The sequence below is a fragment of the Mesorhizobium sp. genome, assembly GCF_004962925.1.
In the GTDB taxonomy this organism is placed as follows: domain Bacteria; phylum Pseudomonadota; class Alphaproteobacteria; order Rhizobiales; family Rhizobiaceae; genus Mesorhizobium.
Genome location: NZ_SUEO01000205.1, coordinates 1 through 11622 on the forward strand (window position 1 = coordinate 1; position 11622 = coordinate 11622).

Sequence of the window (11622 nt, forward strand, 5' to 3'; positions counted from 1 at the left end):
GGCTCATACACCCTTCTCCCCGTTCACGGGGAGAAGGTGCCCGAAGGGCGGATGAGGGGCAGCGCAAGCGCTCATCATCTTTTCTCTGACGTTGAAGCGGGCAAAAATTTCGCGTCGACAGCAATCATTTTCCGATTGAGCCGACCATCCAAGGCCGCAACGATCGTATCCAGTACGCTCTTACGGCCAGTGAGGACATCAGCGTGCCAAACCCTCAACACCGACCAACCGTTCCTGTTCATGGTCTCATCTCATCCCTGTATCGATCCTGAGATCGATTTGCGTGCTGACTTCCATCGACTTCCACAACCAGATTGGCTTCGCGGCAGGCGAAGTCGGCGAAATAGGGGCCGATCGGTAGTTGGCGAACAAATTTGTGGCCGTTCAATCGTCGCCCGCGCAGTTCGTGCCATAGCCATTCCTCGGCATCATTCTCGATTTTTCGAAGCTGCCTGGCCCTCGCCACCTTCGGCTCGTTTCCACCTCGCACAGCGCTGCCCCTCATCCGCCCTTCGGGCACCTTCTCCCCGTAAACGGGGAGAAGGGAGAAGCGCCAGGCTCACGCATCCCAACTCCCCTTCTTCTTCATCTCCTCGATCTCGCGCATCGCGCGGTCGCGCAGGCGGGTGTCGCGGATCATCTTGGTCACCGCCGCGTCGTCGGACTTGTCGGAATAGCGGAACTCCGAGTCGGCATAGCGGTTGACCTCCTGCATGACCATGTCCATCGAGAACGGCCCGCGCAGTTCCTCGATCATCGCCTTCTTGTCGTCGTAGGCCTTGTGCATGAAGACCTCCGGCTTCTCGAACCATTCGTCCGGCAGCTCGATGTCCATGGCGCGCATCTTGATCGCATCGGTGACGTTCTTGATGGCGCGGCCGGTGAAGCGCGGCTCGGCATCCTTGATCATGTGCAGATAGGTGCCGATGTCGGCCATCGACTTCGGTGCTCCGTTCTCCTTCATGTAGCGCTCGTAGACCCTAATCAGCCCGTCTTCCCTGGGCTTTTCGTGCTCTTCATAGGCCTCCATCACCGCGCGCTGGATTTCCTGGGCGGCGTAGAGCTTGTGGTCGCCGAGCGGGATCTTGTGGTTCTTGCCGGCAAGCAGCACGAAAATGTCGATGTAGTCGTCGCGGCTCTGCGGGCCGTCGACCAGCCAGCGGGCGCCGGCGCGCTGGCGCAGCGCATCGTCGACGTTCTCGGGATAATTGGAGAACATGCCGAAGGAACAGTTGCCGCGCACCACGGTGCTGGCACCCCCGAACGCGTCCATCAGCACACCAGTGATTTCCTGCTGGCCGGCCGAGGCGCGATCGTCGGAGCGGCGTGCCGCCACTTGGTCGATATCGTCGATGGTGCCGAAGCCGATAACGCGCGGGTTCAACACATTGTTGATGAACTGGCGGCAGTTCTGGCCCGATTTGCCCTGATAGGAGGAGATCTGGTCGACGCCGAAATTCTCGTAGGCGAAGGGATAGCCGGCGACCTGGCAGTAACCGCTGACGATACCGGCGATCATCTGGATCAGCGTCGTCTTGCCGGTGCCGGGCGCGCCGTCGCCGATGAAGGTGAACAGGAAGCCGCCGAGCTCGACGAACGGGTTCAGCTCGCGCTCGAAATCGTAAGCCATCAGCATCTTGGCCAGCTTGACCGATTGGTATTTGGCGATGTGGTTGCCGACGACCTCTTCCGGCTTCTTGAAGGTCATTACCAGCGGCTTCGATCGCTTGCCCGGCGCTACGTCGAAGCCATCCAGGGTAAAGTCGTCGACGTCGATACGGATATGCGTGTTCTCGAACGGGCCGATGCCGTCGAAGCGGCCCTTTCGCGCCAAAAGCCCGTCGATGGCGATCCGGGCGAAGGCGCGTGCCCGGGTCATCAGGTCGGCGTCGTCCTTCGCGCCTGATATCGCCCTGTCGAGCCCGGACACGAGCGACTTCACCGCGTCCTGCGGCGTGTCGAACAAAAAGTCCGGCTCAGGCGTGTCGTTCGGTGCCTCGCCGTCGCTGTCGATCAGCTGGAACAAATAGGAGGCGAGGCTGAAGGCCGAAATATAGGCCGAGGCCGACAGCAGCTTCTTGAAGGTGGCGGCCTCGTCGCCTTCCAGCGGCGCGCGGGCGTTTTTTGCCTGCAGGCTTTCGAGGTCGGAACCTTCGGCGAAAACATCCGATATGGCCAGCGCGATCGCCAGGCCGCGCCGGGTGCGAAACAGCAGCATGTGCTGCGCAATGCTTAGCAACTGGTCGTCGGGATGGACGGCAGCGACGGTCTTGGACAGCTCGACCTCGCGCGTGCGCCTGACCGAGCCGACCGAGACGGTCGAGACGAAGCGGCGGTTGGTGCCGGCCAGTGCGGTCCCGGATTCCCGCGACGGGTCCTCCAGCACGACGATGCGGGTGATGAAGCTCTGCGCGGTGGCGCGGTGCTTTTCGATTGCCGCTTCCGAAATCGTGGTCAGGCCGGTGTCCATAAAGGATACTCCGCGGTTTGACGGTCAGACGTCACTGATGACCTGTCCCTTCGACAGGATGTGGACTTTGTAGCCCGAAAAGATCTTCTGCGCCTCGCCGGCGGCGTAGAGCGCCTGATAGGCTTCGTGTGGGATCAGCGCGTGGTTCTCGTAGCTCGACACGCCCTGCCGCGCGGCCTCCAGGTCGTCGGTGTCGATGAAGAATTCCTGCGTCGTCTTCTCGCTTGAAAACAGACCTTTGCGGCCTGGCTTTTCGGCCTTGGAATAGACTTCCTGGATGGTCCAGGTCAGCAGCCAGGCGTTTTCCGGCTTGCGCACCTTGGCCAGAACGTCGCTCACCGTCGAATTGTTCTCGGTGATCCCCGCCGAATAGAAGGGACCGAGCACGACGCGGCGCAGCTGCTTGGGGTGGAGCGGCTCGAAATCCTTGTCGAGGTTGACGGCGATCGTCGCCGGCGACAGCGTGTAGGCGGAATTCTTCTCGGTGAAGTCATCGAAGCGATGGGCAAGCTCGGGATTGAGCAGCCCTTCAACTGGAAGCGGAATGTCAACCTTGTCGTTGAGCTTGCCGTTGCGGTCGACCAGCTGGTCGATCATCCCTTCTGAGGAATCCTCGACCGTCACCATGTAGACCAGCGGCAGGTTGGCGCTGCCGTCGAAGGCTGCCCAATGGACAAGGTAGTAAGGCCGCCCCGTCTTCGGATTGACCGAGACTTTTGCCGTCTGCGCCAATGTGAAGGGCCCGAAGGTGGTCTCGCTCTTGACGCCCTCCAGATAGAGCCGCTCGGCCATCGACTTCTGCAGCGCCTCGGGGAATTCCTTGTGACGCAGGATGAAGTCGGCCATTTCCTCGCGCAACTCGTCGGCCAGCGGTATGTTGGCAAGCCGCGTGTCGGCCTGGCGGCGGTCGTTCTCCAGCTCGAGCAGGTTCTGGAAGACCGGAAAGCCGCTTTCGGCGCGCGAGATGCGGAACGTCTCCATGAAACCCAGCCGGTTGCGCCAGCAGGAAAAGGAGTTGTCGAGCCGCGCGATGTATTCAGCAACAATCTTGGCGACGATGCCGTGCCGGTAGAGCGGCGAGCGATCGTCGCGCATGAACACTTCGAGGCCGCGGAGTGCCGCCGTGATCGCCGAGAAATAACGCGTTGCCGCTTCGTTTTCGGGGGTCATGCAGCCAGCCCTTGGGAGCGATGCGAGCGCAGCAATTACGACTGGACGTAATTTGCCGCATTGTGCTTCTTCAGCACGTCGTCGAAGCGGCGGGCAAAGGCATCGTCGGCCAGCTTCTTGCGGCGCTGGATGTCGGCGGTCGCCACCATGTTCTTCTCGTGCATTTCAAGGAGATCGCCAATGTGCTTCTGTGAGGCAGCACCAATGCCAGCCATGGTCTCCTCGGCGGTGTTGTCGACCTGGCTGCCAAGCGTGTTGATCTTGTGGGCGACGTCCTGCTGGGCAGCGGTTTTCAGTGAATCTTCCAGGGCCTTGTAGAGCACGATGCGCTGCTCGGTGTCGATCGTCAGCTTGTTGATCAGCGTCGACTGCGCCGCGATCTGGTTGTTGAGCGAATCGACGAAGGTCTGGAACATCGAGGTGTAGCGCTCCAGCGTCTGGCTTTCCGCCAACAGCTCCTGCTCCTTGGCCTGCTTTTCGTTGTATTCCGTGGCCAGCTTCGAACGCTCGCCTTCAAGCTGCGTGCGTTCCTTCTGGCTGGTCGAGGCGGCGATCTTATTCTCGATGTCGAGCAGCATCGGGTTGAGCTCTTCGATGCGTTTCTGCACGGTCTCGAGATTGGACATGGTGGTCTTGCGGCGCTCGATCACCTGCGACAGGCTGGCCTCGGAGGTCTTGTAGCGCTGGTCGAGAACCTGCTTCTGCGCCTTAAGGATGCCGACGATGGTATCGGATTTCGCCAGCAGCTCCTGCAGATTGCCGGCAAGCGACATGTTGCGGACACGGTCGGTGCGCATGCGCTGCTTGCTCTGACTGGAAAATATGCCGATGAAGCTTTCCCAGCCGGTGTAGTTCTTCATGCTCTCGAATTCGGCGCCGAAGACGTTGGTGGCGTCTTCCAGCCCGATGATCAGGTCGGCGATGTTGCCTTCCATCACCTTCTGCTGCTTCAGCACATCCTCGATGCGGGCGTTCTCGAGGTCGAAATTGGCGTCGCCGATCTTCTTGTCGGTCTTGGCGAGCGTGTCGAGCACCGTGCCGGACTGCTCGATTTTCGTGCGCATGTCCTGCACGACCTGCTTGGTCTTGGCAATTTCGGCATCGAAATTCTGCAATGTCGCCATTGGGGCCTCCCGCTTCGGCATCTGTTTCGTGTCGCGAACCGCCGCGAATATATGTGTGGCATGGGGGGAAGGGAAGGCGGAAGATTAGCAGGCCGATAAAGGATGGCGCCGAAGCCTGAAACAAAAAACCCGCCTCGGCGGCGGGTGGTTGGCGCTATCAGCACCATGCCCAAACTAGTAGCATAACTGCCGTCACAAAGCAACCGATCGCGTTCTTGCCGGTCGACGGACTGGCACTGGACTTTTGGTCAGCCGACGCGACAATGGCGCATGGAATCTGGCTGGGCGGCGCCTTGAACTTCGGCAATGGACTGAAACAATTCCGGCGGCGGCTGCGCGCGCAAGTGCGTGGCCTGATGTGGTCAGGGATGCCGGTCGCCATGATCACCGGTTCCGTCGGCAAGAGCACGACGAGCCGGATGCTGGCACGTATTCTCGAACGTCAGGGGCATGTCGTCGGCCTGACGACGACTGACGGCATTTATGTCGGCGGACAGATGATCCAGAGTGGCGACCGTGCCGGCTACAGTGGCGCGCGCACTGTGCTCGCCAGGCCCGACGTGACTGCCGCGGTTCTGGAGACGGCGCGCGGCGGTCTTAACCGGCGCGGGCTTTATCTCGGACGTTGCGATGTGGCGGCACTGCTCAACGTGCAGGACGAGCAGATCGGCATGGACGGCATCGAAACCGTAGCCGATATGGCCAGGCTGAAACGCAAGGTGACAGACGCCGCGCGGCGCGTCGTGCTTGGCGCAGACGACCCGTCATGCCGTTTGCTGGCGGAGCACTATCGCCCAGGCCGGGTCACGCTGTTCGGCTTCGAGACACAAGACGATCTGCTCAGGCGTCACATTGCTGGAGGTCACGCCGCTTTCGTGATCGAACATGAGGCGGGCCGTGAATGGATCGTTCGCCGCCAGGGCGACGCACGCCATCTGGTCGTCGATGCCTGGCAACTGCCTACTTCGATGAACGGAGCCTTGCGCCACAACATCGCCAACGCAATGGCTGCGGCCGCACTTGGCGACACCCTCGGCGTCCCTTTGGCCGTCATTGCCGAGGCGCTGCTTTCGCTGTCGAATTCGGCAGAAGATTTGCCCAGCCGGTTCAATATTTTTGACCAGTATCCGTTCCGGATCGTTGTTGACCGGGCCAACAGTCCGCCCGCCACGCGGGCTTTGGTAGCGGCCGTGGCCCGAATGCCGGTTTCGGGCCGGCGTCTTTGCATGGTCAGCTGCTGGGGCAACCGCCCAGGGTTCAACTACGAGCGGGTCGCCGCTGCGATCACGCCAGGGTTCGACATTTTCATATGCTACGAAGAGCCGATCTTCCGGCGCGGACGGCCGCCAGCCAAGATCGTCGAGTTGCTCAGGGCAGGTCTGATGAACTGCGGCGTGGCGGAAACCCGGATTCACAGCGCCGGCAGTTACGAGGAAGGGCTGCGGCTGGCGGCCAGCCTCGCGACGGCGGACGATCTCCTGCTGGTGCTCGGCGCGCATGTCGGCGACATCAAGCCGGTCATGGACGACGTCTTCGGCCCCGTCAGGTTGAAGGACGACGCGGGAAGGGCGTGAAGCGCCGCCAAAGGCTCGCGCGTTTTCGTGCCGCCCGCAGTTCATCTTTCTCGGCTGCGCGCATCTCCCGATGTTGCTCGAATGGAATCAAGTATTTCCCGCACTCCAGGCAGCTTCTGGGATATCCGCAAACCGGCTCCCAGCAGCGAACATCGTGGTCTGCGGCAAGGGCTATGCGTTCGAGATGCAGATTGCGTGAGCCTTTGACCAGAATGACTTCGTCCGGCCGTTGCGTGGCCCTGACGTGCTCGGCGACTTGGCGGACCGAGCGCATTTCGAGGAAGCGGCCACTGTCGCGATCCTCTTGTGCCGCACCCGAACGATGAGCATGCTCGCCGACGAAGACAATCTGGTCGCAAATGGCGCGCGCGGCGCGATAGGCGCTGCCATAGGCCTTTGCCGGCTTGCCTGCATAGTCGGCGATATGACCAAGCACCACGCGCTTGTAGCCGGCATCGGCACGCCCAAGCATGTCAAAGGCCAGCCCGAGCGAATGAAATGGCGTCTTCGCCGTGTCGACGAAGAATGTCGGCCCGCCACGCACCTGCCATACGCCGCACCGGGTCGGCATCGGCTCGAAGGTAGAGACCCTTTCGCCGATGATCCTGGCATCGACCCCGAGCTCCAGCGCCGCTGCGGCCGCTGCCGCCACGGCAAGCCAGAAATGCTCGGCAATGAGGCGTGTTCTGAGCGCAAGTGCGCCGCCTGGCCAGTATATCGTCATGCTCAGCCGCTCAGGATAGGCGGCATGGATGTCGCATGCGCGGTATCGGGCGCGCTCCGAGCGGCCGAAGGTGACGCACGGCGCAGCGGTCTTCAGTGCCATCGCCGCGATAAGATCGTCGTCGACGTTCAGGATGGCGAGGCCGCCCGGTGCCAGCGACTCGACCAGCGCCTGTTTCTCCGCGGCGACAGCAGCTCTGCCGCCGAATGCCGAGTGATGCTCGTCGGCAATCAGCGTCATGATGGCGATGTCGGGTTTCAGAACCGAAGCCATCCGCGCCATGTCTCCCTTGGCGGTGACCCCTAATTCCATCACCGCATAGGCTGAATTTCGCGGCAAGTGCGAAAGTTTTTCGATCAGCCGGTTGAACGTGTTGCTCACCGTCAATTTGTGGACGGAACCGCTGCCTTCAAGGATATGAGCCAGGAGCTCCGCCGTCGTGGTCTTGGCCGAACTGCCGGTGATGCCGATCACGGTGGCCTTCGTTCGTCGCCGGCGCAGGCGCGCCATCGCTATGCGATATTTGCCCTTCAAGCGCCGTAAATTGGATCGCAAAGGCCCGGCGCGGTCGAGACCGAGCAGGCGCTTTGCTCGTGCGGAAAGTTGCTCCATTTTGTCGACACTTCCCCCTGCGGCCCGGCGGGACGACCGGACAGGCGTTCATCTTCTACCTTGTCCGCAGCCCGTTGCAACGTTGCGCCAGAGGGAGTCTGCACCGGCGTTGCCAATGCGAGATTATGGCTTGGCGGCCGGCCTTAACAAACGCCGCATGATGGCGGGATTGCGGAACGGCCGATGCTCAATCCGGCCGCCGCGCCGACAGGCCGTCGACGGCCTGCAGGATCGTCCTTTCGATCGCCGCGAAGGAATGCCTGTCGCGCACGAACGCCCGCCCCGCGGCGGCCATCTCGGCGGCCTTCTGCGGCTCTGCGGCGAAGGTCACGATTTTCGCGGCAAGCTCGCCGGCATCGCGGCCGGACAGGAAGTGGGTGCCTGCTTCCAGGCCGAGCCCCTCGACAGCCTTGTTCGTGGCGCAGACGACCAGTCCGGCGGCCATCGCCTCCAGCACCTTGATGCGGGTTCCGCCGCCGAACCTGAGCGGGATCGGCGCATAGCCGGCGGCGGCCAGCAGGTCCGGCAGCCGCGGCGGGTTTTCGACGAGATTGAGCCCGTGCGTTGCGCAGCAGTGGCGCACGATTTCGCGCGGGCTCCTGCCGGCGACGGTGATCGACCAGGGCTGACCGGACGCCGCAAGGGGCGGCACCATCTTGCGGCCGATCTGCCTGACCGCGTCGATGTTGGGGAAGTAGCCGAGGTGGCCGATGAAGCAGAGGCGGATTTCCTGGTATCGCCGGGCGGCAATCGGCAGGGAAAGCACGGTCTCGTCGGGGATGGGATTGGCGATCACCTTGACGTCGATCGCACTGAAGTCAGGGGCAGGGGCCGGTCCCAGGGCCAGCGTCGCCCGGTCTGCTTCGGAGCAGACCCAGACCTGGTCGGCCGCCTTCGCGGCGAGGATATCGGCTTCGCGTGCCTGGGCAATCTTGGCCCGATGCTCGCGAAAACGCCGCAGACGCTGCCACAGGGGCAGCGCGCCAATGCGGTCCGCCAGCGTGCGCGAATCGATGTTGTGCAGGTCGACGACGGTCCGTCCGCCGTGCTCCGGCGCCAACGCCAGCAATTGCGAAAGCGCGATGTCTTCGACCACGACGAGGTCAGGCGCGAAATTTTTCCAGATCGAGGCCGCTTCGGCCAGTTCGTCGGCCGGGATCATATGCACGGTCGGGTGCGCGCTGCGCTTCTGCCACGGGCCGCGACCGCGGGCCGCCTCGATGATCCGGTGCCGGATGTTGGGCGGCAGGGAGGGTGCCGGTGCGCCGGTGAAGCTCACGGTCAGAACTTCGCCGAGCGCGGTGAGCGCCCGCGCATTGGCGGCGTTCCTGATTTCGGCGCCCGAAACCGGCGGATACGGACAGTCGACCGTGAATTGCAGAATTTTCATTTTGGCCCCCGCCTGGATCGTAGCTGGGCACCGATGAAAGCGAAATAGCGCTGGTCAGGCTCAATGCATGTCGCCCAAAAGCATGTGCGCTCTAGGTGAAGCCGATGAAATCGTCGGGCGCGGCGCGGCCCATTTCCTCTTCCCAATGGCGGCGGCAGAGCGAGACATAGACATCCTTGCCGATCGCCACCTGTTCGCCCTGTCTCGCCACCTTGCCGTCCGCGCCGAGGCGCACAACCATCGTCGCCTTGCGGCCGCAGCGGCAGATGGTACGCACCTCGCGCAGGTCGTCTGATATCGCCAGAAGCGCACGCGAGCCGGAAAACAGCTTGCCCTGGAAATCGGTGCGCAGGCCGTAGCACATGACCGGGATGTTCAACCGGTCGGCGATGCGGGCGAGCTGCCACGCCTGCTCCTCCTGAAGGAACTGCGCCTCGTCGACGAAGACGCAATGCACCGTCGTATGGTCGTGATGCTCGGCGACGCGGGCGAACAGATCGTCGCCGTCGCGGAACATCTCGGCCTCCGTCTCCAGGCCGATGCGCGACGAGATCAGCCCGGTATCGCCCTTGCGGTAGTGGCCGGCGACGAACAGCATCGTCGTCATGCCGCGCTCGCGGTAATTGTACGAGGCCTGCAGCAGCATCGTCGTCTTGCCGGCATTCATCGTCGCATAGTGGAAGTACAGCTTGGCCATGCCGCCCTTTTAAGCCGAGTTCGCACGGCGCGGGGAGGGGGCGTCCTCGTATTCCACCAGAAAGGCGCATTTCATCGGAAAAGCGGCTGGCCACCAGAAAAGCACTGGAGCAGCAGGCAGCGTGTCGCTGATCGGCCAGTCCGCGCCGTTGATCGCGATTGCCTTATCGCTTGAAACCGCACCAGAATGGTGTTTGGCTGACGAAACAAAGTGGAGATAAAAACCGTAACTTCGCTTCGCCAAAGAATCGAAATGGGAGAATCCAGATGTCGCGTCTCAATTCCTTCGTCGCCGGCCTTGGCCTGGCGGCTTTCCTGTCCACCAGTGCAGCCTTCGCCGCCGATCCGGAAAGCTGCAAGACGGTGCGTCTCTCCGATGTCGGCTGGACCGATATCCAGGCGACGACCGGCGTCGCCTCGGTGCTGCTCACCGCGCTCGGCTACGAGCCGCAAGTGATCCAGCTTTCGGTGCCGGTGACCTACGCGTCGCTGAAGAACAAGGACCTCGACGTCTTCCTCGGCAACTGGATGCCGTCGATGACCGCCGACATCAAAGACTACACCGCCGAAGGCTCGGTCGAGACCGTCAGCGAAAACCTCAGCGGCGCCGGTTACGGCATCGTCGTACCGACCTATGTGGCGGACGCCGGCGTCAAGACGCTGACCGACCTCGGCAAGTTCAAGGACAAGTTCGACGGCAAGATCTACGGCATCGAGGCCGGCAATGACGGCAACCGCATCATCCTCGACATGATCAAGGACCCGGCGGCCAATCTCGAAGGCTTCGAACTGGTCGAATCGTCCGAGGCCGGCATGCTCACCCAGGCCGAGCAGTCGATGAAGAACAACGAATGGATCGCCTTCCTCGGCTGGACGCCGCACCCGGTGATGGGGGCCATGAAACTCGCCTATCTCGGCGGCATGGGCGACAGCGGCTTCGGCGCCGCCACCGTGCATACCAACGTGCGCAAGGGCTACATGACGGAATGCCCGAATGTCGGCAAGTTCATCGCCAATCTGAAGTTCAATCTGGACATGGAAGGCGAGATGATGGACGCGATCCTGAAGGGCGGCGACGCCAATACGGTCGCGACCGACTGGCTGAAGAAGCACCTGGATGCAGTCACCCCCTGGTTTGCCGGCGTGACCACTTTCGACGGCGGCGACGCGGCGGCGGCGGTCAAGACCGCGCTCGGAAGCTGAGCCGATAACCTTGAATTCGGAATCATCGAAACGAGGGCAGCCACGGTAGAAAGGGCTGCCCTTTTTAATATCCTGTGACAAGATGACCATCCGGCAAGGACGGCGCCGATAGAAGAGGGGCTAGATGGATCCGATTTCCAAATTCCTGGTCAGCTACAAGATCCCCATAGGCGCTTGGGGAAAGGCCTTCTTCACCTTCCTCACCGACAATTTCAACACCGTCCTCAGGGCCTTTTCCAACGGTCTCAATTTCCTGCTCGATGGGATGGTCGACGGACTTCTTCTGTTGCCGCCCGTCCTGCTCATCGCGCTGATCGCCTTGCTCGCCTATGTCCTGCAGCGTTCGAAGGGCCTGGCGCTCGCCGTCTTCATCGGATTGCTGTTCATCCTCAACCAGAACCTGTGGAAGCAGACGGTGGAGACGCTGGTGCTGGTGGTTGCCGCCGCCGCTGCCTCGATGGCAATCGGCGTGCCACTCGGCATCTGGGCCGCGCACAAGCCGAAGGTCTACCGCATCATGCTGCCGGTGCTCGACCTGATGCAGACGCTGCCGACCTTCGTCTACCTGATCCCGGTGCTGACCTTGTTCGGGCTCGGCAACGCGCCCGGCCTGATCGTCACCATCATCTTCGTCATCCCAACCTCGGTCCGTCTCACCC

Annotated in this window: 9 protein-coding genes and 1 pseudogene; 3 read left to right on the forward strand and 7 right to left on the reverse strand. The window is 62.3% G+C overall.

From position 1 onward, the window contains the following. Positions 1 to 74 precede the first annotated feature (74 nt). The 4 genes and pseudogenes from E5W87_RS28705 to E5W87_RS28720 all read right to left on the reverse strand — a co-directional run bounded on the left by E5W87_RS28705 (position 75) and on the right by E5W87_RS28720 (position 4764). Positions 75 to 490: pseudogene (locus tag E5W87_RS28705) on the reverse strand (endonuclease domain-containing protein). 69 nt (positions 491 to 559) lie between these two features. Continuing rightward, on the reverse strand, positions 560 to 2470 hold the full coding sequence (locus E5W87_RS28710) for an ATP-binding protein (protein WP_292405202.1): 1911 nt from the start codon (positions 2468 to 2470) through the stop codon (positions 560 to 562). Positions 2471 to 2494: 24 nt separating this feature from the next. Then, positions 2495 to 3640, reverse strand: coding sequence for a hypothetical protein (locus E5W87_RS28715; protein WP_292405205.1), 1146 nt, complete (start codon positions 3638 to 3640; stop codon positions 2495 to 2497). 35 nt (positions 3641 to 3675) lie between these two features. Next, positions 3676 to 4764: a hypothetical protein gene (locus E5W87_RS28720; protein WP_126105239.1), complete on the reverse strand. Its 1089-nt coding sequence runs from the start codon at positions 4762 to 4764 to the stop codon at positions 3676 to 3678. 263 nt (positions 4765 to 5027) lie between these two features. On the opposite strand from E5W87_RS28720, the gene E5W87_RS28725 reads away from it, so the two are divergent. After that, a complete protein-coding gene (locus E5W87_RS28725; protein WP_292405209.1) occupies positions 5028 to 6338 on the forward strand; it encodes a Mur ligase family protein in 1311 nt (436 codons plus the stop codon). Here the strand turns inward: E5W87_RS28725 and E5W87_RS28730 are convergent. The 3 genes from E5W87_RS28730 to E5W87_RS28740 form a co-directional block, all read right to left on the reverse strand. Further along, positions 6307 to 7674: a Mur ligase family protein gene (locus tag E5W87_RS28730; RefSeq protein ID WP_292405212.1), complete on the reverse strand. Its 1368-nt coding sequence runs from the start codon at positions 7672 to 7674 to the stop codon at positions 6307 to 6309. The genes E5W87_RS28725 and E5W87_RS28730 overlap by 32 nt on opposite strands. A 187-nt stretch (positions 7675 to 7861) precedes the next feature. Continuing rightward, positions 7862 to 9064, reverse strand: coding sequence for a glycosyltransferase (locus E5W87_RS28735; RefSeq protein ID WP_292405215.1), 1203 nt, complete (start codon positions 9062 to 9064; stop codon positions 7862 to 7864). A 91-nt stretch (positions 9065 to 9155) separates the two neighbouring features. Continuing rightward, positions 9156 to 9761, reverse strand: coding sequence for a thymidine kinase (locus tag E5W87_RS28740; RefSeq protein ID WP_292405218.1), 606 nt, complete (start codon positions 9759 to 9761; stop codon positions 9156 to 9158). 266 nt (positions 9762 to 10027) lie between these two features. Between E5W87_RS28740 and choX the strand changes: the two genes are divergently transcribed. Both choX and E5W87_RS28750 read left to right on the forward strand, forming a co-directional pair. Continuing rightward, on the forward strand, positions 10028 to 10963 hold the full coding sequence (choX, locus tag E5W87_RS28745; protein ID WP_292405220.1) for a choline ABC transporter substrate-binding protein: 936 nt from the start codon (positions 10028 to 10030) through the stop codon (positions 10961 to 10963). Between the two features lie 124 nt (positions 10964 to 11087). Continuing rightward, on the forward strand, positions 11088 to 11622 hold a 535-nt coding region (locus E5W87_RS28750), incomplete at its 3' end, for an ABC transporter permease subunit (protein WP_292405223.1).

Excerpts from the sequence above, each read along its gene's own strand:
- E5W87_RS28715 (WP_292405205.1), bottom strand. The coding sequence starts at position 3,640 with ATGACCCCCGAAAACGAAGCGGCAACGCGTTATTTCTCGGCGATCACG.
- E5W87_RS28735 (WP_292405215.1), bottom strand. The coding sequence starts at position 9,064 with ATGAAAATTCTGCAATTCACGGTCGACTGTCCGTATCCGCCGGTTTCG.
- E5W87_RS28720 (WP_126105239.1), bottom strand. The coding sequence starts at position 4,764 with ATGGCGACATTGCAGAATTTCGATGCCGAAATTGCCAAGACCAAGCAG.
- E5W87_RS28725 (WP_292405209.1), top strand. The coding sequence starts at position 5,028 with ATGGCGCATGGAATCTGGCTGGGCGGCGCCTTGAACTTCGGCAATGGA.
- E5W87_RS28740 (WP_292405218.1), bottom strand. The coding sequence starts at position 9,761 with ATGGCCAAGCTGTACTTCCACTATGCGACGATGAATGCCGGCAAGACG.
- E5W87_RS28730 (WP_292405212.1), bottom strand. The coding sequence starts at position 7,674 with ATGGAGCAACTTTCCGCACGAGCAAAGCGCCTGCTCGGTCTCGACCGC.
- E5W87_RS28710 (WP_292405202.1), bottom strand. The coding sequence starts at position 2,470 with ATGGACACCGGCCTGACCACGATTTCGGAAGCGGCAATCGAAAAGCAC.
- choX (WP_292405220.1), top strand. The coding sequence starts at position 10,028 with ATGTCGCGTCTCAATTCCTTCGTCGCCGGCCTTGGCCTGGCGGCTTTC.